This is a genomic window from Pseudomonas sp. GW821-FHT05H12 (assembly GCF_059419385.1).
Map to the genome: position 1 here is coordinate 17,976 of NZ_JBWKRS010000046.1, position 21,222 is coordinate 39,197.

Genomic DNA, 21,222 nt, shown 5'->3' on the forward strand with positions numbered 1-21,222 from the left:
CCCCCCCCCCCCCCCCCCCCCCCCCCCCCCCCCCCCCCCCCCCCCAGCTCCCACATTTAATTCGGTGTGAGCCCGAGGAATTTCGACAGTTCCTCGCGCTTGGCCAACGCATCGCGCCGCCCCAACTCGATCAACTCACTGCAATACCCTGCCTCGAACAGCAAGTAGCTCAACACCCCCGCCCCGCTCGTCTTGGTCGCCCCCGGCCCGCGTAAGAACAGGCGCAGTGCCGCCGGCAATTCCTGCCGATGCCGCGCCGCGATCTCGTCGATCGGCTGGCTCGGCGCAATCACCAGCACTTCAACCGCCGCCAACCCGGGGGCGGCATGGCTGAACTGGTTCAAGCGTTCCAGCAGTTCGATATCGCTTTCCAGGCTGTCAATGAAGGTACTGTTGAGCATGTGCCCGCCGATCTGCGCCAGGGTCGGCTCCTGGCCGGTGAAAGTGCGCTGCGTCGCTGGTTCATTGCCTCGCGGGTTGCCGCTGACCCCCACCACCAGCACGCGGCTGGCACCCAGGTGCAAGGCCGGGCTGATGGGCGCCGATTGGCGCACCGCGCCGTCACCGAAATACTCCTGGTCGAGTTTCACCGGGGCAAACAGCAAGGGGATGGCCGAGCTGGCCAGCAGGTGTTCAACCGTCAGTTGGGTGGGTACGCCGATGCGTCGATGACGCAGCCAGGCATCAATGGTGCCGCCGCCCTGGTAGAAGGTCACCGCCTGGCCGGACTCGTAGCCAAACGCTGTGACTGCCACCGCGTGCAGGTGCTTATTGCGGATGGCTTCATTGATGCCGTGCAGGTGCAGTTTGTCGTTGAGCAGATCGCGCAGCGGCGTGCTGTTGAGCAGCGCCACGGGCATCTGGGCACCAAAACCCAGCAGGCTATGGATAAAGAAGCGGCTCGCCTGGCGGATCACCCCGGGCCAGTCGCTACGCAACACCAGATGGCTGCGAAAGCCTTGCCAGAACGCCGTGAGGCGCCCGATGGCGGCGGTGAAGTCCATGGCGCCACTGGCCAGGCTCACCGCATTGATCGCGCCAGCCGAGGTGCCGACGATCACCGGAAAGGGGTTGGGTGCCCCCGGTGGCAGCAGTTCGGCAATCGCCGCCAGCACCCCCACCTGATACGCCGCTCGCGCCCCGCCACCGGAAAGAATCAAACCTGTAACCGGCTCAGCTGGGCGCATCGCGTCACTCCATATGGGGAAAAGTAAGGTTTACCGACGGCGTTTCTCGTAGAGCTTGGGCTCACCCGGTGGCCGGCTCTTGAAGCGCCGGTGCGTCCACAGGTACTGCTCGGGGCATTCACGTACCGAGGCCTCGACCCACTGGTTGATCCGCAGGCAGTCGATTTCATCGGATTCACCAGGGAAGTCTTCCAGCGGCGGATGGATCACCAGGCGATAGCCGCTGCCATCGGCCAGGCGCTCCTGGGTGAACGGCACCACCAGCGCCTTGCCCAGCTTGGCAAACTTGCTGGTGGCCGTCACGGTGGCCGCCTGGATGCCGAACAGCGGCACGAAGATGCTTTGCTTGGCGCCGTAGTCCTGGTCCGGCGCGTACCAGATAGCACGGCCGGCGCGCAGCAACTTGAGCATGCCGCGCACGTCTTCGCGCTCTACCGCCAGGGAATCAAGGTTGTGGCGTTCACGGCCACGGCGCTGCACGAAGTCGAACAACGCATTGCCGTGCTCGCGGTACATGCCGTCAATGGTGTGCTTTTGCCCGAGCAGGGCTGCGCCGATTTCCAGGGTGGTGAAATGCAGGGCCATGAGGATCACGCCCTTGCCGTCCAGCTGCGCCTGCTTGAGGTGCTCGAGCCCTTCGACATGGGCCAGGCGCGCCAGGCGCTGGCGTGACCACCACCAGCTCATGGCCATTTCAAAGAAGGCGATGCCGGTGGAGGCGAAATTTTCCTTGAGCAGCTGCTTGCGCGCTTTGGCAGACATCTCCGGGAAGCACAGCTCCAGGTTGCGCGCGGCGATGCGGCGGCGTTCGCCGGCCACGCGGTACATGCCGGCGCCCAGCAGGCGACCAATGGTCAGCAACGCGCGGTAGGGCAATTGGGTGATCAGCCACAACAGGCCGAGTCCCAGCCATAACAGCCAAAAACGCGGGTGAAAAAATACAGCTCGAAAACGCGGGCGATCCATTACAGATTCCGGTAAAGACAAGGGCCGCGCATTCTACAACGGTTCGACCCGGCTTGCGGCCCGTGGATGTTCTCGTTATAAGTCTCGACACTTTTCGTGACAAGCCGCTTTTGCCGACCATGAGCCAAACCGAACCGCTAGACCAAGATCCCGTGTTCCAGTTAAAAGGCAGCATGCTCGCCATTACCGTGTTGGAACTGGCCCGCAACGACCTCGATGCCCTGGACCGCCAACTGGCCGCCAAGGTCGCCCTGGCGCCGAACTTCTTCAACAATGCCCCGCTGGTGCTGGCCCTGGACAAACTGCCCGCCGGCCAGGGTGCCATCGACCTGCCCGGCCTGATGCGTGTGTGCCGCTCCCATGGCCTGCGTACCCTGGCGATCCGTGCCAGCCGTATCGAAGACATTGCCGCCGCCATCGCCATTGAACTGCCAGTACTGCCACCGTCCGGTGCGCGCGAGCGTCCGCTGGAACCATTGGTCGGTGAAGAGAAGAAAAAACCGGAAAAACCACCCGAGCCTGCGATCAAGCCTACAAAGATCATCACCTCGCCCGTACGCGGCGGGCAGCAAATTTACGCCCAGGGTGGCGACCTGGTGGTGATCTCCTCGGTCAGCCCAGGGGCGGAACTTCTCGCTGATGGCAACATCCATGTATACGGCCCGATGCGCGGACGTGCCCTCGCCGGCATCAAGGGTGATACCAAGGCGCGTATTTTTTGCCAGCAGTTAACCGCTGAGCTAGTGTCCATCGCAGGCCAGTACAAGGTTTCAGAAGATTTGCGCCGTGATCCGCTGTGGGGGGCTTCGGTGCAGGTCAACCTGTCGGGCGATGTGTTGAACATCATCCGTCTTTAACGGATACTGCCGCATTTTCCAAGCATCTCTAGACTCTGATAGCACAGCGAAACCGGCATTACTTGTGTAGGAATTATTTTTCCTACAAGGCTGTCCGCCTGCAGCGAGTTCCAAGAGATGTTTTTCAGGGACCGAAAAGTCCTTTTTCCTTAGGGGTGAAACACCTTGGCCAAGATTCTCGTGGTTACATCCGGCAAGGGTGGTGTGGGTAAGACCACCACCAGCGCCGCTATCGGTACCGGTCTCGCTCTGCGCGGCCACAAGACAGTCATCGTCGACTTCGACGTCGGTTTGCGTAACCTCGACCTGATCATGGGCTGCGAACGCCGCGTGGTGTACGACTTCGTCAACGTGGTGAACGGCGAAGCCAACCTGCAACAGGCCCTGATCAAGGACAAGCGCCTCGAGAACCTGTACGTGCTGGCCGCCAGCCAGACCCGTGACAAGGACGCGCTGACCAAAGAAGGCGTAGGCAAAGTCCTGGCCGAGCTGAAAGAAACCTTCGAATACGTGGTCTGCGACTCGCCGGCCGGTATCGAAACCGGTGCGCACCTGGCGATGTACTTCGCCGACGAAGCCATCGTGGTGACCAACCCGGAAGTCTCCTCGGTACGTGACTCGGACCGCATGCTGGGCCTGCTGGCCAGCAAGTCCCAGCGCGCCGAAAAAGGCGAAGACCCGATCAAGGAGCACCTGCTGCTCACCCGCTACAACCCTGAGCGCGTCAGCAACGGCGAAATGCTGGGTGTTGAAGACGTGAAGGAAATCCTCGCAGTGACCCTGCTGGGCGTGATTCCAGAATCCCAGGCCGTACTCAAAGCCTCCAACCAAGGTGTTCCGGTCATCCTCGACGACCAGAGCGACGCCGGCCAGGCGTACAGCGATGCCGTCGACCGCCTGCTGGGCAAGTCCGTGGAACATCGCTTCCTCGATGTCAAGAAGAAGGGATTCTTCGAGCGTATCTTTGGAGGCAACTAAACAATGAAATTTCTCGACTTCTTTCGCGCCAACAAAAAGCCAACGACCGCGTCGGTAGCGAAAGAGCGTCTACAGATCATCGTGGCGCACGAACGCGGCCAACGCAGCACGCCGGACTACTTGCCAGCCTTGCAGAAGGAACTGGTCGAGGTGATCCGCAAGTACGTCAATATCGGGAACGACGATGTGCATGTCGCCCTGGAAAACGACGGCAGCTGCTCGATTCTGGAACTCAATATCACCCTGCCTGATCGTTGATCGAACAGGCGGCCGCCACGGCGGCTCGTTCACTCTGATCCCTTTTTGGGGACCGGGTGGGCGAGCCGCCGTTGGCGTTTGTTACGAGGCTGTTTAATGCCGCTGTCCAATATCCATATCCTGCATCAGGACGACGCCGTCCTGGTGGTGAACAAGCCCACCCTGCTGCTCTCGGTGCCCGGTCGCGCCGACGACAACAAGGACTGCCTGATCACCCGCCTGCAGGAAAACGGCTACCCCGAAGCCCGTATCGTCCATCGCCTGGACTGGGAAACCTCGGGAATCATCCTGCTGGCCCGGGACGCCGATACCCACCGCGAACTGTCCCGCCAGTTTCACGACCGCGAAACCGAAAAGGCCTACACCGCACTGGCCTGGGGCCAACCGGAGCTGGACAGCGGCAGCATCGACCTGCCCCTGCGCTACGACCCGCCAACCAAGCCACGCCACGTGGTGGACCATGAGTTCGGCAAACATGCGCTGACCTTCTGGAAAGTGCTGGAACGTTGTGGCGACTGGTGCCGCGTGGAGCTGACGCCGATCACCGGGCGCTCGCATCAATTGCGCGTGCACATGCTGTCCATCGGCCACCCGCTGCTCGGTGACGGCCTTTATGCCCACGAACAAGCCCTGGCCGCCTGGCCGCGCCTGTGCCTGCACGCCAGCATGCTGAGCTTCACCCACCCGCAAAGCGGCGAGCGCCTGCGCTTCGAGTGCCCTGCTCCCTTTTGAAGGGTGGACCCGATCAAATGTGGGAGCTGGCTTGCCTGCGAAAGCGGTGTGTCAGCACCACATTTTTTACCAATAGACCGCCTTCGCAGGCAAGCCAGCTCCCACAGGGGTTATGAGTGATGCTCGAGAGAGCAGTCACACGCCAAATCCCGAGCCAATACGGTAAACTCCGCGCACTGCTGTCTGGAGCTATTTATGCGCGAAGCGTTGAATCAAGGCCTGATCGACTTCCTCAAGGCCTCCCCTACTCCTTTTCATGCCACTGCTGCCCTGGCCCAGCGCCTGGAAGCGGCGGGTTACCAGCGGCTCGACGAGCGCGAAACCTGGGCCACCGAGGCCAACGGTCGCTATTACGTCACCCGTAACGATTCCTCGATCATTGCCTTCAAGCTGGGCCGCCACTCGCCGCTGCTGGGCGGCATTCGCCTGGTCGGCGCCCATACCGACAGCCCATGCCTGCGGGTCAAGCCCCAGCCCGAGTTGCAACGCCAGGGCTTCTGGCAGTTGGGCGTGGAAGTCTACGGCGGCGCACTGCTGGCGCCGTGGTTCGACCGCGACCTGTCCCTGGCCGGCCGCGTCACCTTCCGCCGAGATGGCAAGGTCGAAAGCCAACTGATCGACTTCAAGCTGCCAATTGCCATCATCCCCAACCTGGCCATCCACCTGAACCGTGAAGCCAACCAGGGCTGGGCGATCAATGCCCAGACCGAGCTGCCGCCGATCCTCGCGCAATTTGCCGGTGACGAGCGCGTGGACTTCCGCGCCGTGCTCACCGAGCAGCTGGCACGCGAACACGGCCTGAACGCCGACGTGGTGCTCGACTACGAGCTGAGCTTCTACGACACCCAGAGCGCCGCAGTGATCGGTCTCAATGGCGATTTCATCGCGGGTGCACGCCTGGACAACCTGCTGTCGTGCTACGCCGGCCTGCAGGCCTTGCTCACCAGCGACAGCGATGAAACCTGCGTGCTGGTGTGCAACGACCACGAAGAGGTCGGCTCCTGCTCGGCGTGCGGCGCCGATGGCCCGATGCTGGAACAGACCCTGCGCCGCCTGCTGCCCGAAGGTGATGAATTCGTACGCACCATTCAGAAATCCCTGTTGGTATCGGCGGACAACGCCCACGGCGTACACCCCAACTACGCCGAGAAGCACGACGCCAACCACGGCCCCAAGCTCAATGCGGGCCCGGTGATCAAGGTCAACAGCAACCAGCGCTACGCCACCAACAGCGAAACCGCAGGCTTCTTCCGCCACCTGTGCATGGCCCAGGAAGTGCCGGTGCAGAGCTTCGTGGTGCGCAGCGACATGGGGTGCGGCTCCACCATCGGCCCGATCACCGCCAGCCACTTGGGCGTGCGTACCGTGGATATCGGATTGCCGACGTTTGCCATGCACTCCATACGCGAGCTGTGCGGCAGCCATGATTTGGCGCATCTGGTGAAGGTGTTGGGGGCTTTCTACGCCAGTCGCGACCTGCCCTGAGACCGCGGCGCGGCTATCGCAGGCAAGCCAGCTCCCACATTTGAATGTGTTCACAAATCAAAATGTGGGAGCTGGCTTGTGTGGGAGCTGGCTTGCCTGCGATGAAAGCACCTCGGTGTGTCAGTAACGCCGCGGTGATGCCATCGCAGGCAAGCCAGCTCCCACACAAGTGCTCTCCCACATTCAGTTTTGTGTACACCTGATCTGCATCAGCTGCATTTCCCGCAATCCGACCTAGACTTGTCAGTATTCCCACTCCGACAAGGCCGTCGTCCCATGATCTCCATGTCCTCGTTCCACGCCATGCTTATCCCGATCCTGATCGGCATGATCCTGCTGGCGACGGGTTTCAACTTTCGCGACAAGCCCCTGGGCGTGTTTGGCATGTGGATCGGCATGCTGCTGATCCTGGGCACCGTGGTCTACAAGATCCTCGCCAAACTGGCGGAATGACAAATGCACTCGCATCTGGCATAGCGGCCTCGTACACTCGATCAACCCGTCGTTTCCAAGGTTGACCGCCTAGTGTTCTCCCGTCTGTTCGCCCTGCCCTGCACCCTGCTGATCGCCCTGCTCATGTTGCTGCCGCTCGCGCCTGCCCAGGCCGTGAGCCTGCCCGGCCTGCTGGGCAACGCCACCAAGTCCCAACCCCAGGCCGATGTGCCGCTGGGGCAGTCGCTGGACGAAGTGATCAAGACCCTGGAAAACGACCAGCAGCGCACCCAGTTGTTGAGCGACCTGAAGAAACTGCGCGAAGCCACGAAAAAAGCCCAACCGGCCACCGAAGAAGGTGTGCTGGGCTTGATCGGCGGCACCCTGGCCAACCTCGAAGCACAGTTTTCCGGGGCCGACAGCCCGCTGGGGCGCTGGTCCAACGAAATCGACCAGGCCAAGGATGAGCTTGATGCCCTGATGTTGCCGGCCAGCGAATGGCTGCCGATCATTTTCGGTTTTGCCCTGATCCTGGCCGTGTGGAGCTTGCTGGCCGCCGCGCTGATCTGGCTCAGCCATCGAGTGCGCGAGCGCTTCGGCTTGCCCGAGGAACTGCCGCAGCACCCGCGCACCTGGGACATGGTGCGTTTCGCCCTGCGCAAACTGGGGCCATGGCTGATCGCCCTGGTGATCACGGTGTACCTGAGTTATGCCCTGCCCTCTTCCCTGGGCAAATCCCTGGCGATGGTGTTGGCCTACGCGCTGGTGGTGGGCACCTGCTTCTCGGCCATCTGCGTGATCGCCTTTTCCCTGCTCGACGGCCCGCACCGCCATCGAGCCCTGTACATCCTGCGTCACCAGGCCTTCCGCCCGCTGTGGTGGATCGGCAGCTTTGCTGCCTTCGGCGAGGCCTTGAGCGACCCGCGACTGGTCGCAGCGCTGGGGCAGCACTTGTCCCACACGGCCGCGACCGTGGCCAATGTGATGGCGGCGCTGTCCACCGGCGTGTTCATCCTGCGTTTCCGCCGCCCCATCGCCCACCTGATCCGCAACCAGCCGCTGTCGCGTCGCCTGACCCGCCGTGCCCTCAGCGACACCATCGAGATCATCGGCTCGTTCTGGTACATCCCGGCCCTGCTGCTGGTGGGCATCTCGCTGTTCGCCACCTTCGTGTCTGCCGGCGACACCAGCACTGCCCTGCGCCAGTCACTGCTGTGCACGGTGTTGCTGGTGTTGTGCATGGTGATCAACGGCCTGGTACGCCGCCACGCCCTCAAGCCGCAGCGCGGCCACAAGCGCCATGCGCTGTACTCCGAGCGCCTGAAAAGCTTTGTCTACACCTTGGCGCACCTGATGGTGTGGCTGGTGTTTATCGAACTGGGCCTGCGGGTGTGGGGCCTGTCGCTGATCCGCTTTACCGAAGGCGACGGGCATGAAGTCAGCGTCAAACTGTTCGGCCTGGCCGGGACCTTGCTGTTCGCCTGGCTGATCTGGATCCTCAGCGACACCGCCATCCACCATGCCCTCACCCGCTCGCGCAAAGGCCTGGCCAACGCACGCGCGCAGACCATGATGCCGTTGATCCGCAACGTGCTGTTCGTGACCATCTTCATCATTGCCGCGATCGTCGCCCTGGCGAACATGGGCATGAACGTCACGCCGCTGCTGGCCGGTGCCGGTGTGATCGGCCTGGCGATTGGTTTTGGTGCGCAATCGCTGGTAGCAGACTTGATCACCGGCCTGTTCATCATCATCGAAGACTCCCTGGCCATCGATGACTACGTCGACGTCGGCGGTCACCTCGGCACCGTCGAAGGCCTGACCATCCGCACCGTGCGCCTGCGCGACATTGACGGCATCGTGCACACCATCCCGTTCAGTGAGATCAAGAGCATCAAGAACTACTCGCGGGAATTCGGCTACGCGATCTTCCGGGTGGCGATCCCGTACAACATGGAAATCGACGATGCAATCAAACTGATGCGCGACGTGGGTCAGAAAATGCGCAACGACCCGCTGCAACGCCGCAATATCTGGTCGCCGCTGGAGATCCAGGGTGTGGAGAGTTTCGAGTCGGGCAGCGCGATCCTGCGCGCCCGGTTCAAGACGGCGCCGATCAAACAGTGGGAAGTGTCGCGGGCGTTCAACTTGTCGTTGAAGCGGCATCTGGATGAAGCGGGGTTGGACCTGGCGACGCCGCGCTTGAGCGTGCAGGTGGTGACAGCAACAGCAAAACCCGAACTGTAGGAGCCGGGTTGCCGGCGATGGCGATCTTGAAATCGCTATCGCCGGCCCCCCCCCCCCCCCCCCCCCCCCCCCCCCCCCCGGCTCCTACAGGGGTGGATGTGGATCAGCCTGCCAATGCAGCGCTGTCCATCTTCTGGCGCAGGCTCAACGGGCGCATGTCGGTCCAGACTTCTTCGATGTAGGCCAGGCACTCTTTCTTCAGGCCGCTCTTGCCCACGGTGCGCCAGCCTTCCGGCACGGCCTTGTAGTCGGGCCAGATCGAATACTGTTCTTCGTGGTTGACCACTACCTGAAACAGGATGTCGTCGCGGTCAAATACTGAGGTCATTGCTGTTCTCCATCGCAAATAAGGTTGGCCGCGCACCGTGCGCAGCGCTGATATCTTTAGAAACGTACCAACCTGCAAAAAAATTAGAGGCTGGCCACCGCTGCGGCCAACGCCCGGCCAAAGATCTCGGCGACGCGGTCGACTTCAGCGCCGGTGATCACCAGCGGCGGCAGGAAGCGCACCACGCTGCCATGGCGCCCGCCCAACTCCAGGATCAGGCCGCGCTTGAGGCACTCGCGCTGCACCAGCGGTGCCAGCTGACGATGCACCGGTGGGTGGCCCTGAACATCGGGCTTGCCGTTCGGGTCCACCAGCTCCACGCCGAGCATCAGCCCACGGCCACGGATATCCCCCAGTTGCGGGAAATCCCGTTGCAGGATGCGCAGGTGCTCACCCAAGCGTTCGCCCATGGCGGCGGCATGGCCGGCCAGGTCGTGCTCCTTGAGGTAGCGCATCACCGCCGAACCGGCCGCCATCGCCATCTGGTTACCGCGGAACGTCCCGGCATGGGCGCCGGGCAGCCAGGTGTCGAGCCAGTCGCGGTACACCACCACGGCCAGTGGCAGGCTGCCGCCGATGGCCTTGGACATCACCACCACGTCCGGAATGATCCCGGCGTGCTCGAAGGCAAACATCTTGCCGGTGCGACCGAAACCGCTCTGGATTTCATCGACGATCAGCGCCACGCCCGCCTGCTCGGTGATGCGCCGCAGGCCGCGCAACCAATCGAGATCGGCCGGGATCACGCCACCTTCGCCCTGCACCACTTCCACAATCACCGCCGCCGGCAGCAAGACGCCCGCCTCCGGGTCGTTCAGCAGGTTTTCCAGGTAATGCAGGTTGACGCGAACCCCTTCGGCGCCGCCCAGGCCAAACGGGCAGCGGTAGTCATAAGGGTACGGCAGGAACTGCACGCCATTGCCGAGCAGCGCGCCCAGCGGTTTCTTCGGCCCCAGGCTGCCCATCAGGCTCAATGCGCCCTGGCTCATGCCGTGATAACCGCCCTGAAACGACAGCACGGTGCTGCGACCGGTGGCGGTGCGTACCAGTTTCAACGCGGCTTCCACCGCATCGGTTCCCGTGGGGCCGCAGAACTGGATCTTCGCTTCGCGCGCCAACTCGCTCGGCAGCAGGCCGAACAGGTCCTGCACGAACTGGTCCTTGACCGGCGTGGTCAGGTCGAGGGTGTGCAACGGCAGTTCATCGCTCAATACCTGCTGAATGGCCGCGATCACCACCTCGTGGTTATGCCCCAGCGCCAGGGTGCCGGCACCGGCCAGGCAATCAATGAAACGACGACCTTCCACATCTTCTACATAGAGGCCCTTGGCGCGCTTGAGCGCCAGGGGGATACGCCGAGGGTAGCTGCGGGCGTTGGATTCCTGCTGGCGCTGGCGGGCCAGCAGCGGGGACTCGTCAAACTGGTAAAGCGTTTCTTGAAGCGGGGTGTCTTCGATATGGCTGATAGCGACGGACATTACAAGATCCCTCATCGGGCCCAAGGGGCATGCGCACGGATTTCCTGTTCTGGAAACGCATCAGCGCGGGAGGGATTTAGTGGCCACTGATCTATAACTGAGGGATGAAGATCCAGAGGTGGGAATCCACAGACCTGTAGGAGCCGGCTTGCCGGCGATGGTATCGGCGGGGTTCCCTGACGTACCGAGGTGTCTGCATCGCCGGCAAGCCGGCTCCTACAGAAGGGCAGGCAGGCGTTAGAGGCCTCGGTATTTTTCGTTCAGCGCGTACAGAATCGCGCAGGTTTCTGCGTCCAGGAACCCGCAATAATCCCGTGGCCGAAAGTGCATCTGAAACGCCCGCGTGCGCTGTTCAAAGCCTTGCCGGTTCTTCGCCGGCGCATACCCATAACGCTGGAACGCCCGCTCCACCTCCACCTCTGGCGGCAACCCGACGCAAAACCGGCGCTGGTACATCGCCCGCGTCGTTTCATCGAACCAGGCGCCGATGCCTGCTTCGTGCAGACGCCACCACGGCAGACGGGGCCCTGGATCGCTCTTGCGCCCATACGCCACATCCGAATGCCCGAGGATGCCCGCAGGCTCTATCTGTGGATAGCGACTCACGATGTCGCGCAGCAGCGCAATCAACACCTCGATCTGTTCCTCGGCGTACGCGGGGAAGGTGAAGACGCCCGCGTCATCCCGCGCCAGATTGACCAGCTCGATACCGATCGAGCGGCTGTTGAGGTTGTCGCGCCCCTCCCAGTGGCTGACCCCGGCATGCCAGGCGCGCTTGCTTTCGTCCACCAGGCGAAAAGCTCGCAACTCGTCATAGGCCGCCGCGCGATAGCTGGGTTCTTCCGGGTCGGGCACCAGGTAATGCGCACTCACGCCGTCCTGGGTCAAGGTGCGCAGGGATGACGCAAAGGGCAGCGCGGTGTAATGCAGGATCACCTGCCGCACGGGCTCGCCGTAGCGTTCGTTGAAGCCGGTGGCAGGAAAACTGGTATCGATGACCAACATAAAAAGCCGTCCTTTTCACTACAGGCCGACTCATTCGGCCCGTTCAAGCACAAAAAAATTACCGCCATCCTGAAGCGTTGAACCTCAAGCGGGCGGTAACTAATTGGCACCTGAAAGAAAAGAAATCAGCGACGCAGCGGCATTCCCAGGTCGACCCGCAAGCCATCGGGCTGACTGTCGAACTTCAGCGAGCAGGAGCAGCGCTGCACAATCGCTTGCACGATGGCCAGGCCCAGGCCGCAACCTTCGCTGCTGCCATTGCGCCAGAAACGCTGGGTCAGGTATTGCAGGTCTTCGGCAGAGATCTGCTTGCCGTGGTCACGCACGCGGAACACCACGTGCTCGGCGTCGGTGAATACACTAAGTTCCACACGCGTATCGGCCGGCGTGTGACGCAGGGCGTTGTCCAGCAGGTTGCGCAGGGCCGCAACGGCCAGGCCCACGGGCATTTCCACCGGCCGGTCGCTGAGACCTTCCGGCAGGATCAGGTCGATGCGCGAGTTGTCCCCGGCATTGGCGTCCTGGATCGCCAGGCGGGCCACTTGTTCGGCACTGGACTGCAAACCGTCGTCAAACGACAGGCTGCCTTCCACCCGAGCCAGCAACAGCAACTGTTCAAGGGTGCGGTGCAGGCGGTCGGCGCCCTCCTCGGCATGAGCCAGGGATTGGTCCCGCGCGGCACCGTCGGTCATGCGCGCCACTTGCAGGTGGGTCTTGATCGCCGTCAGCGGGCTGCGCAGTTCATGGGCGGCGTCCCCCGTCAGGCGGCGCTCGCGCTCGATGGTCTTGGCGATGCGTTGCAGCAGTTGGTTCTGGGTGTCGAGCAGCGGCTTGAGCTCGCTGGGCAGCGGATGGATCTGCAGCGGTTCAAGGGAATCGGCACTGCGGCGCATCAAGGCGTCCCGCATGCGATTGAGCGGCAACAGGCTCTGGCCGATCCCCAGCCACAGCAGGCACAGGCAACCGAGCAACGCCACGCCCACCGGCACCGAAGCCGCCAGCAGGATCGACAGGTTAAGCGCCTCACGTTCCACCTGGCGGTCAGCGGTGGTGATCAGCAGGTCGCCCCGGGACAGGGTGAAACTGCGCCAGCCCACCCCGTCGATCACCTGGTCGCGAAAACCGCTTTTGCGCGACTCCAGCCCCTCATCCGGCGTGGTGTGACTGCGCGCCAGGATTTCTCCGCGCAAAGAGCTGACCTGACAGGCCATGCCGCCCGGTACGTTCAATTGCTCGGTGCGCAAATGCGCGCCGCCACTCACGCTGGCCAGGCCGGGCATCTGCTCGGTCAGCCCGGCCACCATGCGCGCCGACGCCACCAGGCGCTGGTCGAGGGAAAACATCATCTGGTTGCGCAGATCGTTGAGCATCCAGGCGGCCGCCAGGGCCCAGATCAGCACAAAGGCGGCGCCCAGCTTGAACGTCAGGCGCAGGCGCAGGCTTTTCACGAAGCGTCCTCTCCACCCGCATCTGCCGGCCCAAGGCGATAACCCAGGCCGCGCACGGTCTCGACAATGCCGTTGCCCAATTTTCGGCGCAGGTGGTGGATGTGCACGTTCAGCGCGTTGCTTTCCAGTTCGTCATTGAACCCGTAGACGCTGTCCTTGAGCTGCTCGCTGGACAGCACGCGACCCTTGTTGTGCAGCAGCGCTTGCAACAGTGCCTGCTCGCGACGGGACAGGTCCACCGGCTCGCCGCCCAGGAAAGTCTCACGGCTGCTCGGGTCATAGGCCAGGCGGCCATGCTCGATCAGGTTGACGCTGCGCCCCGCCACCCGCCGCAACAGGGTTTGCAGGCGCGCAGCGAGTTCGCGCAGGTCGAAGGGTTTGAGCAGGTAATCGTCGGCACCGGCTTGCAGGCCGTCGACGCGGTTGGTCACCGAGTCGCGGGCGGTGAGGATCAGCACCGGAATCTCCAGACCCTGGCTGCGCTGTTGCTGCAGCAGCTTGAGGCCGTCTTCGTCGGGCAAACCAAGATCGAGCACCATGATGTCGAAGGTCGCCGCCTTGAGCATCGCGCGCGCGGCAGAAGCCGTACCCACGCGTTCGACAGTAAAGCCCTGGGCGGTGAGGCCAGCCACGATGCCGCTGGCGATCAGTTCGTCGTCTTCACAGACCAGTACGTGCATGCTGAACCCTTCATGAAAGATGGGGGAATTAAAGAGGCCACGGATTAAGCGCCGATTATGCCGCGAAAAGAGGCGCGCTCAGACTTTCCCTACACTTTAGAATAGCTTCGGTTAATCATCGGTTAATCAACGCCACACATTGTGTGCTGACTTGCAACGAACTAAGGCTTGACCATGCGGCATCTGTTTACCTTTTTGCTGGTGTTGTTCGCAGGATTCGCCCAGGCAGCGCCAGGCAATCCTTTTGAGACCAAACCTGACTTTCTCCCGGTGGGCAAAGCCTTCACCTTTACCTCCGAGCGCCTGGAAAGTGGCGAAACCCAGCTGTATTGGCAGATTGCCGACGGTTACTACCTGTACCAGCAGCGCATGAAGTTCGACGGCCTGGCCGAAAAACCGACGCTGCCGCAGGGTGAAGCCCACAGCGACGAATTCTTTGGCGAACAGCAAGTGTACCGCCAGGGCCTGGAAGTGAAGATCCCGGCCGGCGTCACCGGTCAGGTCAAGCTGGGCTGGCAAGGCTGCGCCGACGCAGGCCTGTGCTACCCGCCGCAGTCGATCACCGTGGACCTGGGCGGCAACCCTGCCGTCGCCGCCACCGAGCAGGCCCAGGACCAAAGCCTGGCCAGCGGCCTGCAACAGCGCAGCCTCGGTTGGAGCCTGCTGGTGTTCTTTGGCCTGGGCCTGTTGCTGGCATTTGCCCCGTGTTCATTGCCAATGCTGCCGATCCTGGCCGGCCTGGTGGTAGGCAGTGGCGCCAGCCCGCGGCGCGGTTTCGCCTTGGCCAGCAGCTACGTGGTGTGCATGGCGCTAGTGTATGCGGCACTGGGTGTACTGGCCGCACTGGCGGGCAGCAACCTCGCCGCCCTGTTGCAAACGCCGTGGATCCTCGGCAGTTTCGCCGCACTCTTCGTGATCCTCGCCCTGCCGATGTTTGGCTTCTTTGAACTGCAACTGCCCGCCTTCCTGCGTGATCGCCTGGACAACGTCAGCCGCCAGCAAAGCGGCGGCAGCCTGGTGGGTGCGGGCATCCTTGGCGCGCTGTCCGGCCTGCTGGTGGGCCCGTGCATGACCGCGCCTCTGGCCGGCGCCCTGTTGTATATCGCCCAGAGCGGCAACGCGCTGCACGGCGGGCTGATCCTGTTTGCCATGGGCATCGGCATCGGCATTCCGCTGCTGTTGCTGGTAACCGTGGGCAACCGCTTCCTGCCCAAGCCGGGCACCTGGATGAACGTGCTCAAGGGCGTCTTCGGTTTCCTGTTCCTGGGCACCGCCGTGCTGATGATTCGCCCGGTCATTGGCGAAAGCCTGTGGCTCGGCCTGTGGGGCGTGCTGGCGCTGGTGATGGCCTACTGCGGCTGGACCCTGGCCCGCGAATACGGCCTGGCCGCCAAGGTGTTCGGCGCCGGCTCCCTGGTACTGGGCCTGTGGGGTGCAGTGTTGGTGGTGGGTGCGGCCGGTGGCAGCGATGACCTGTGGCAACCGCTGAAGGTCTACAGCGGCTCGAAAATGGCGGCTGCGCCTAGCGCCCACGACGCCTTCATGACGATCAACGACCCGACCGTGCTGCAAAGCCAGCTCGACAGCGCCAAGGCCCAGGGCCAGTGGGTGCTGGTGGACTACTACGCCGACTGGTGCGTGTCCTGCAAGATCATGGAAAAACAGGTCTTCGGTAAACCTGAGGTGATGGAAGCCCTCAAGAACGTGCGCCTGCTGCGCCTTGACGTCACCGCCGACAACGCCGCCAGCCGCGAGCTGCTCGGCCGCTACAAAGTGCCAGGGCCGCCAAGTTTTGTGTGGATCGGCCCGGACGGTGAAGAACGCCGCGCCCAACGCATCACCGGCGAAGTGGATGCCGCCGCCTTCCTGCAACGCTGGACGCAAACCCGAGACGCGCGCTGATGCTGACCCTGACCATCGGTACTTTCGCCATCGCCCTGAATCACATCCTGCTGATCAGCGCGCTGATCCTGGCCACCGTGGTGGGCTGGCGCGTGGCCAAGCGTGGCGGTGAGAACCCGGAATCGGTGCTGTTCAGCCTGTTCCTGCTGGGCATGTTGGCGGCGCGCATCAGCTTTGTGCTGATGTACTGGAGCGATTACCGCAACGACTGGCTGCAGATGGTCGACCTGCGCGACGGCGGTTTCCTCGCCTGGCCCGGCGTGATCGTGCTGATACTCGGCGCCTTGGCCTACGGCTGGCGCCGCCCGGCCCTGCGCAAGCCGCTGGGCGCCGGAGTGGTCACCGGCCTGGTGTTCTGGGGCCTGACCAGTTTGTCCCTGAGCCTCTATGACAAGGGCTCGCAACTGCCTGAAATTACTTTGCGTAACGCCAATGGCGACGTGGTGCAACTGGCCGACTACAAAGGCGGCCCGCTGGTGATCAACCTGTGGGCCACCTGGTGCCCGCCGTGCCGACGCGAAATGCCGGTGCTGGAGCGCGCGCAGCACCAACGCCCCGACGTGACCTTCCTGTTCGTCAATCAGGCCGAAAGCATGCAAAGCGTCAGCACGTTTCTGGCCACCCAGGGCCTGACGCTGGACAACGTGCTGTTCGACGCCAGCGGTCGCCTCGGCCAGGCCGTGGGCTCCATGGCCTTGCCGACTACTCTGTTCTATCAAGCCGATGGGCGGCTGATCAACAGCCACCTGGGCGAACTGTCCCAGGCCAGCCTGGCCCGTGCCATGGAACCCTTCGACGCCACAATAAGGAAACCGACATGCCAAGCTTCCGCCACCTGCTGATCTCGCTGCCGCTGACGCTCGCGGCCACCCTGGCCCAGGCCGAAGAGTGGCCCGCTCCGATCAAACAGATCGAGGCCAAGGGGGCCAAGATCCTCGGCAAATTCGACGCGCCCAGCGGTCTCACCGGCTACGCCGCGCAATACCAGAACCGGGGCATGGCGCTGTACCTGACCGCCGACGGCAAAAACGTGATCGCCGGCAACCTGTACGACGCCCAGGGCAACGACCTGAGCAGCGCGCCCCTGGAAAAACTGGTGTACGCGCCGATGGCCAAGGAAGTCTGGGCCAAGATGGAAAAAAGCAGCTGGATCCAGGACGGCGACAAAAACGCGCCACGCATCGTCTACCTGTTCAGCGACCCCAACTGCCCCTACTGCAACATGTTCTGGGAACAGGCCCGCCCGTGGGTGAAGGCCGGCAAGGTGCAGTTGCGCCACATCATGGTCGGCATCATCCGCGAAGACAGCCCGGGCAAATCCGCCGCACTGTTCGCTGCCAAAGACCCGCAGAAAGCGTTGGAAGAACACGAAGCCGCCGGTAAAGGCAGCAAGTTGCAGGCGCTGGACAAGATCCCGGCCGATATCGAAGCCAAGCTCGATGCCAACATGAAGTTGATGGATGAGCTGGAATTGTCGGCGACGCCGGCGATTTTCTACCTGGATGACAAGGGTGGCTTGCAGCAACAGCAAGGGGCACCGTCGCCGGATAAGTTGGTGAAGATCCTGGGGCCGAAATAAGCGGCGCCCAGGCAGACGCCATCGCCAGCAAGCCGGCTCCTACAGGTGGAATACGTTCCCACTGTAGGAGCCGGCTTGCCGGCGATGGCGCCCTGACAGACAGTGAAGATTAAAGCCCCTCCAACTCCGCCATCAAATCACTCAACCGATCCACCTTCTCCACACTGATGTCATTGGCCGCCAACCCATCGAACATGTAGTTGATGGATGAGCGGGCGTTATCGGCGACGCCAGCAATTTTCTATCTTGATGAGGAGGGTGATTTGCAGCAGGGGGCGCCTTCGCCGTACAAGTTGATGAAGTTCCTGAGGCCTAAGTAGCCGTATGCCCGCTCCCATATTTTTATGAGCGCGAGCATAGGTGACACCGTCTACTTAATAATCAAGTTCAAAGTCGTCCAAATATGAATGTTGTTGGTTGGTAGCACTCATTCGACCAATTTGCTGCCCCTCCGGGGCGCTGAAATCAACTCGACTATTTAATGGCATTCCAGATCGACTACCGAGAAGAGCCCCAGACGTACTGTAAAAATTAAAACTTCCATAATACGCGTTACGTGTAAAAGAAAACCTGACACGCGAATAACCACGCTTGAAAAACACATCAACCGTTTGAGTGGGCATCGGCCCTTCGGTAGTCGCGGCACAATTCAATGCAATAGCATTCCCTGAAGTCATCCCCGGGACCGCCGGGTTGGCAGCATGGATACCGACCGTACCTGACTGCGCCCTGATTGTCATAGTCGGCGTATCAATACTGGTACCGGCCGGATACTGACCATAGGGGAGAGCATTAAAATCGTCGAATGTCGTAGTTATCATACGGATGATCAGCACCCGTGAAGGACATACAACAGCATTAGTCTTAACCGACGTTCCATCCGTAGCTATACTAAAAACCAAAGTAAGAGCGGTGCCGTCTCTCAGCTTTTCAAGCTCGCTTCGAAGTACAGGACTTTCAACTCCAGCGGCTACCTCTCCTGCTGCAACAGTTCTGGCAGCATAGACAGAGAATGAGTAGTTACTTCCGTCTTTTTTTGTTCCGGTCGCGTCCAGCCAGCACTTCTGCCACTCTCGCATGAACCACATCGGATCCTCAAGGGAATAGGCATTTCCGGCAAACGCTCTCAGGTCCAGAACGGCGTTCTGAGTCCTGGGCGGTGTGGCCTCCAACACGTTGGGGGGTTCCAGCCGTACCGGCAGGGTGATCTTCAAGTTCAACGGCAGCGACGTCTGCAGTTTGCACGCGGTTGTCACGGTGTACGTAATCGGGACGGTCTTGCCCATGCTTTCGATCACCGCTTCCGCAGGCAGCGTGAAGACGACACTCGCGGTGTTACTGCCGGGTTTTGATGCCAATGGCCAGCAAGTACCGTCCGGTTTTTTCCAGCAGACGCTGATGCTGTGGCGCGGATCGTTACCGACGTAATTCACCTCGACATGCACGCCATTGCGCCCGTTGTAGGCGGTCAAGTCTGAGCCGACTGCCTCAGTCACCTGAGGCGCAAGCAGCACCAAAGGCTCCTGTTCGATCTTGAATGTCTGAACAGGGAATTCATGGGCTCCCGCCAAATCAGTGGTGTCACAAAAACCTGCCGCGAAATGCAGTTCAAACACGCTGCAATCGTCGAGCTTCTGCAGTTCAGCCCTCAAAACAAACGCTTCAACCCCTTTGTTTTTCCATTCATCCGTCACGGGCTCGCTCGTTAAAATATCGAACCGATAGGTTCCTCCCTCTGCGCGCTTACCTATCAACCACATCCAACAACGATTTGAACACTCGGCATAGCTCCACACCGGCACCAGGGCCGTGGCATTCCCCGGGAATGTAACGAGGTCCACCGTCCCTTGAGTGGCTTCCTCAATATCGGAATGAGGGAGCTGGGGCACTGAAACGTTAACGCTCTGCTCTGGTGATGGCTGCGACCCTTCGCTATTGGGAAATTGAACTGTGTAGCCCAGCGTCATCGTTTTATCGAAGAAACAGGCAATGTCACACGCCGAGAGCTCAATTGAAGCAAGGTCGCCGTCCTGCTCAATTGTCACGCAGCCAAGAGGCTTCGTGCCAAAACCTGGACCACTGACATGAAAACAGACGACATCGTCGGCATAACTGTCGAAGCCGGGAACGTCAACGTTCCCGCCAGCCTTGGTGAGTTCGGGGTTAAGGCACCATCCACCGTTGTATTGCACAGACTGCCGCAGATGAGGAGGCAGCAGGTCCAACCCATGATCAACGATCAACGCAGCCGTGCGACGGCGCTGGATTTCGAGGGCGTTGGCCGGCAGGCGCGTCTCAAGGTGAGGGTCGATATCAGCCGGGGGCTCGGCCGCCAAACCGCTGGTTATCCAGGCAGATTGAAGGGTGATGGAGCGCCAGGGCTTGCGGCGTGCCAGCCAGCCACGGGCTATAAAGAATTTGAGTACGTGCCCGGCGACGGCCTCTTCCTCCGTTAACACGTGGCCATACACCACGGTATAAAACGTGTAGGGAATAGCGTCCTGCTCAGTGACAGCCGTGCAATAAACCTTGTCACCCTTTTTGGCCAGAGGAGGGACAGGCACAAGCACTGTTTCATCCCCGGCGTGGTCATGCATGTCGTAAGTCGGGGTGTTGTGGACGATTTTTTCGTGGAGTAAGTAAGGTGCGAGCGCTTCACTTTCACTGGCGGGGTAAAACGATATCCCCACTTCTTTGGCCAATGACGCCACTGCCTGCCCTTGCGAGCGCCCTGTATACAGAATGCGGGCTGTGAACCCCATGAGTTTCGTCAAGTAACCCAAAGGAAAGGCGATATCCCTCGCCCCTGACTGACCACTGGAATCCACAATGTCCTCAAATACCAGCTCAGGCGCCTCCTTGGCGCTGAACTTGACGGTGATAGGTGAACTGTCCATGCGTGGGTCAACGGTCAGGTATGAACCTGGCATTCGAGAAGGCACGACCGTGTTGTCCACCTCACTGGAAATCAGCGCAGCGGCAACTTCCACCGCCTTGGGTTTGGGCGCTTTTTGAATTTGAGTTTCGATGGGCTCTGAAGTGTTTTTAGCTGTTGCTTTTTCTTTAGCCATGACAAAAGCTCCGTGTTCAAAGGGCTACGGGCCTCGGTAAGCACGAGATCCAGGGATGTCCCTTTAGTGAGCTCTTTTGCCCCCCTTTCGCCTACTGTCAGAATTGACAGTTTTAACGCAGCAGGCGTGTTTTTCCGACCGAAGGTAATCTTGTTCCCCTCCAACTGCGCCGCCCAATCACTCAATGGGTCCACCTGTCGAGACTGATCTGATTCGCCGCCATCCCATCGATACACTCAGCCAACTCCGCTACCGCACCCGCAGAAGCCTCGGAACAACACGAAGCCGCCGGTAAAAGGCCATAAATCGCAGGCGCTGGCCAAGATTCCGGCAGATATCGCGGCCACGCTTGATAGCCATATGAAGTTGATGGATGAGCTGGAATTGTCGGCGACGCCGGCGATTTTCTACCTGGATGACAAGGGTGGGTTGCAGCAGCAACAAGGGGCGCCGTCGCCGGATAAGTTGGTGAAGATTCTCGGGCCGAAATAAGCGGCGTCCAGGCAGACGCCATCGCCGGCAAGCTGAACTGGCCTAATGATTTTGGACACTTCAATCGGGCGCTATGATGGCGCCCAAATCTGAGGTG

At 61.5% G+C, this 21,222-nt stretch carries 18 protein-coding genes and 2 pseudogenes; 12 read left to right on the top strand and 8 right to left on the bottom strand.

Going from position 1 to position 21,222, the window contains the following annotated elements; translation table 11 throughout:
- Positions 1 to 56: 56 nt before the first annotated feature.
- Positions 57 to 1,187, bottom strand: a complete 1,131-nt coding sequence (locus AC07SU_RS27805) for a patatin-like phospholipase family protein (protein ID WP_494998884.1) — start codon at positions 1,185 to 1,187, stop codon at positions 57 to 59.
- 30 nt (positions 1,188 to 1,217) lie between these two features.
- Positions 1,218 to 2,153, bottom strand: a complete 936-nt coding sequence (locus AC07SU_RS27810) for a lipid A biosynthesis lauroyl acyltransferase (RefSeq protein WP_176998054.1) — start codon at positions 2,151 to 2,153, stop codon at positions 1,218 to 1,220.
- 119 nt (positions 2,154 to 2,272) lie between these two features.
- Between AC07SU_RS27810 and minC the strand changes: the two genes are divergently transcribed.
- The 7 genes from minC to AC07SU_RS27845 all read left to right on the top strand — a co-directional run bounded on the left by minC (position 2,273) and on the right by AC07SU_RS27845 (position 9,142).
- Positions 2,273 to 3,010: a septum site-determining protein MinC gene (gene minC / locus AC07SU_RS27815; RefSeq protein ID WP_034117002.1), complete on the top strand. Its 738-nt coding sequence runs from the start codon at positions 2,273 to 2,275 to the stop codon at positions 3,008 to 3,010.
- A gap of 165 nt (positions 3,011 to 3,175) precedes the next feature.
- Positions 3,176 to 3,988 carry a septum site-determining protein MinD gene (gene minD / locus AC07SU_RS27820; protein WP_016970146.1) on the top strand — a complete coding sequence of 271 codons (813 nt, stop codon included), beginning with the start codon at positions 3,176 to 3,178 and terminating at the stop codon, positions 3,986 to 3,988.
- Positions 3,989 to 3,991: 3 nt separating this feature from the next.
- The gene (gene minE, locus AC07SU_RS27825) at positions 3,992 to 4,246 is read left to right on the top strand and encodes a cell division topological specificity factor MinE (protein ID WP_010208824.1); all 255 of its coding nucleotides are present in this window, start codon (positions 3,992 to 3,994) and stop codon (positions 4,244 to 4,246) included.
- 96 nt (positions 4,247 to 4,342) lie between these two features.
- Complete coding sequence (locus AC07SU_RS27830) at positions 4,343 to 4,978, top strand: RluA family pseudouridine synthase (RefSeq protein WP_005789965.1); 636 nt, start codon at positions 4,343 to 4,345, stop codon at positions 4,976 to 4,978.
- Between the two features lie 195 nt (positions 4,979 to 5,173).
- Complete coding sequence (locus tag AC07SU_RS27835; RefSeq protein ID WP_176998053.1) at positions 5,174 to 6,463, top strand: M18 family aminopeptidase; 1,290 nt, start codon at positions 5,174 to 5,176, stop codon at positions 6,461 to 6,463.
- A 276-nt stretch (positions 6,464 to 6,739) separates the two neighbouring features.
- Positions 6,740 to 6,916, top strand: a complete 177-nt coding sequence (locus tag AC07SU_RS27840; protein WP_176998052.1) for a hypothetical protein — start codon at positions 6,740 to 6,742, stop codon at positions 6,914 to 6,916.
- A 72-nt stretch (positions 6,917 to 6,988) separates the two neighbouring features.
- Complete coding sequence (locus AC07SU_RS27845; RefSeq protein ID WP_494998885.1) at positions 6,989 to 9,142, top strand: mechanosensitive ion channel family protein; 2,154 nt, start codon at positions 6,989 to 6,991, stop codon at positions 9,140 to 9,142.
- A gap of 103 nt (positions 9,143 to 9,245) precedes the next feature.
- On the opposite strand, the gene AC07SU_RS27850 is transcribed toward AC07SU_RS27845, so the two are convergent.
- The 5 genes from AC07SU_RS27850 to AC07SU_RS27870 all read right to left on the bottom strand — a co-directional run bounded on the left by AC07SU_RS27850 (position 9,246) and on the right by AC07SU_RS27870 (position 14,081).
- Positions 9,246 to 9,470, bottom strand: a complete 225-nt coding sequence (locus AC07SU_RS27850) for an MbtH family protein (protein WP_176998050.1) — start codon at positions 9,468 to 9,470, stop codon at positions 9,246 to 9,248.
- A gap of 83 nt (positions 9,471 to 9,553) precedes the next feature.
- The gene (locus AC07SU_RS27855; protein WP_494998886.1) at positions 9,554 to 10,948 is read right to left on the bottom strand and encodes an aspartate aminotransferase family protein; all 1,395 of its coding nucleotides are present in this window, start codon (positions 10,946 to 10,948) and stop codon (positions 9,554 to 9,556) included.
- Positions 10,949 to 11,185: 237 nt separating this feature from the next.
- Positions 11,186 to 11,953 carry an N-acetylmuramoyl-L-alanine amidase gene (locus AC07SU_RS27860; protein WP_494998887.1) on the bottom strand — a complete coding sequence of 256 codons (768 nt, stop codon included), beginning with the start codon at positions 11,951 to 11,953 and terminating at the stop codon, positions 11,186 to 11,188.
- Positions 11,954 to 12,078: 125 nt separating this feature from the next.
- Positions 12,079 to 13,401, bottom strand: a complete 1,323-nt coding sequence (locus tag AC07SU_RS27865) for an ATP-binding protein (RefSeq protein ID WP_494998888.1) — start codon at positions 13,399 to 13,401, stop codon at positions 12,079 to 12,081.
- Positions 13,398 to 14,081 carry a response regulator gene (locus tag AC07SU_RS27870; protein WP_176998046.1) on the bottom strand — a complete coding sequence of 228 codons (684 nt, stop codon included), beginning with the start codon at positions 14,079 to 14,081 and terminating at the stop codon, positions 13,398 to 13,400. Before AC07SU_RS27870 ends, AC07SU_RS27865 begins: the two co-directional genes overlap by 4 nt.
- A gap of 174 nt (positions 14,082 to 14,255) precedes the next feature.
- Here AC07SU_RS27870 and dsbD point away from each other — a divergent pair, with 174 nt between their 5' ends.
- From dsbD to AC07SU_RS27890, 4 genes and pseudogenes are all read left to right on the top strand, one after another.
- On the top strand, positions 14,256 to 15,983 hold the full coding sequence (dsbD, locus tag AC07SU_RS27875) for a protein-disulfide reductase DsbD (RefSeq protein ID WP_494998889.1): 1,728 nt from the start codon (positions 14,256 to 14,258) through the stop codon (positions 15,981 to 15,983).
- A complete protein-coding gene (locus AC07SU_RS27880) occupies positions 15,983 to 16,825 on the top strand; it encodes a prolipoprotein diacylglyceryl transferase family protein (protein WP_494998890.1) in 843 nt (280 codons plus the stop codon). Before dsbD ends, AC07SU_RS27880 begins: the two co-directional genes overlap by 1 nt.
- Positions 16,801 to 17,562, top strand: coding sequence for a thiol:disulfide interchange protein DsbG (gene dsbG / locus AC07SU_RS27885; protein ID WP_494998891.1), 762 nt, complete (start codon positions 16,801 to 16,803; stop codon positions 17,560 to 17,562). The genes AC07SU_RS27880 and dsbG overlap by 25 nt, the downstream gene beginning before the upstream one ends.
- Positions 17,563 to 17,762: 200 nt before the next feature.
- Positions 17,763 to 17,882 (top strand): annotated as a pseudogene (locus tag AC07SU_RS27890) (thiol:disulfide interchange protein DsbG); the annotation flags it as partial.
- A 54-nt stretch (positions 17,883 to 17,936) separates the two neighbouring features.
- Here the strand turns inward: AC07SU_RS27890 and AC07SU_RS27895 are convergent.
- Positions 17,937 to 20,633 carry a hypothetical protein gene (locus AC07SU_RS27895; RefSeq protein WP_494998892.1) on the bottom strand — a complete coding sequence of 899 codons (2,697 nt, stop codon included), beginning with the start codon at positions 20,631 to 20,633 and terminating at the stop codon, positions 17,937 to 17,939.
- A 263-nt stretch (positions 20,634 to 20,896) separates the two neighbouring features.
- On the opposite strand from AC07SU_RS27895, the pseudogene AC07SU_RS27900 reads away from it, so the two are divergent.
- Positions 20,897 to 21,125: pseudogene (locus tag AC07SU_RS27900) on the top strand (thiol:disulfide interchange protein DsbG); the annotation flags it as partial.
- Positions 21,126 to 21,222 lie beyond the last annotated feature (97 nt).

Coding starts and splice junctions, on each gene's coding strand:
- AC07SU_RS27805 (WP_494998884.1), bottom strand. CDS start 1,187: ATGCGCCCAGCTGAGCCGGTTACAGGTTTGATTCTTTCCGGTGGCGGG.
- AC07SU_RS27810 (WP_176998054.1), bottom strand. CDS start 2,153: ATGGATCGCCCGCGTTTTCGAGCTGTATTTTTTCACCCGCGTTTTTGG.
- minC (WP_034117002.1), top strand. CDS start 2,273: ATGAGCCAAACCGAACCGCTAGACCAAGATCCCGTGTTCCAGTTAAAA.
- minE (WP_010208824.1), top strand. CDS start 3,992: ATGAAATTTCTCGACTTCTTTCGCGCCAACAAAAAGCCAACGACCGCG.
- AC07SU_RS27830 (WP_005789965.1), top strand. CDS start 4,343: ATGCCGCTGTCCAATATCCATATCCTGCATCAGGACGACGCCGTCCTG.
- AC07SU_RS27835 (WP_176998053.1), top strand. CDS start 5,174: ATGCGCGAAGCGTTGAATCAAGGCCTGATCGACTTCCTCAAGGCCTCC.
- AC07SU_RS27840 (WP_176998052.1), top strand. CDS start 6,740: ATGATCTCCATGTCCTCGTTCCACGCCATGCTTATCCCGATCCTGATC.
- AC07SU_RS27850 (WP_176998050.1), bottom strand. CDS start 9,470: ATGACCTCAGTATTTGACCGCGACGACATCCTGTTTCAGGTAGTGGTC.
- AC07SU_RS27855 (WP_494998886.1), bottom strand. CDS start 10,948: ATGTCCGTCGCTATCAGCCATATCGAAGACACCCCGCTTCAAGAAACG.
- AC07SU_RS27860 (WP_494998887.1), bottom strand. CDS start 11,953: ATGTTGGTCATCGATACCAGTTTTCCTGCCACCGGCTTCAACGAACGC.
- AC07SU_RS27870 (WP_176998046.1), bottom strand. CDS start 14,081: ATGCACGTACTGGTCTGTGAAGACGACGAACTGATCGCCAGCGGCATC.
- dsbD (WP_494998889.1), top strand. CDS start 14,256: ATGCGGCATCTGTTTACCTTTTTGCTGGTGTTGTTCGCAGGATTCGCC.
- AC07SU_RS27880 (WP_494998890.1), top strand. CDS start 15,983: ATGCTGACCCTGACCATCGGTACTTTCGCCATCGCCCTGAATCACATC.
- dsbG (WP_494998891.1), top strand. CDS start 16,801: ATGCCAAGCTTCCGCCACCTGCTGATCTCGCTGCCGCTGACGCTCGCG.
- AC07SU_RS27895 (WP_494998892.1), bottom strand. CDS start 20,633: ATGGCTAAAGAAAAAGCAACAGCTAAAAACACTTCAGAGCCCATCGAA.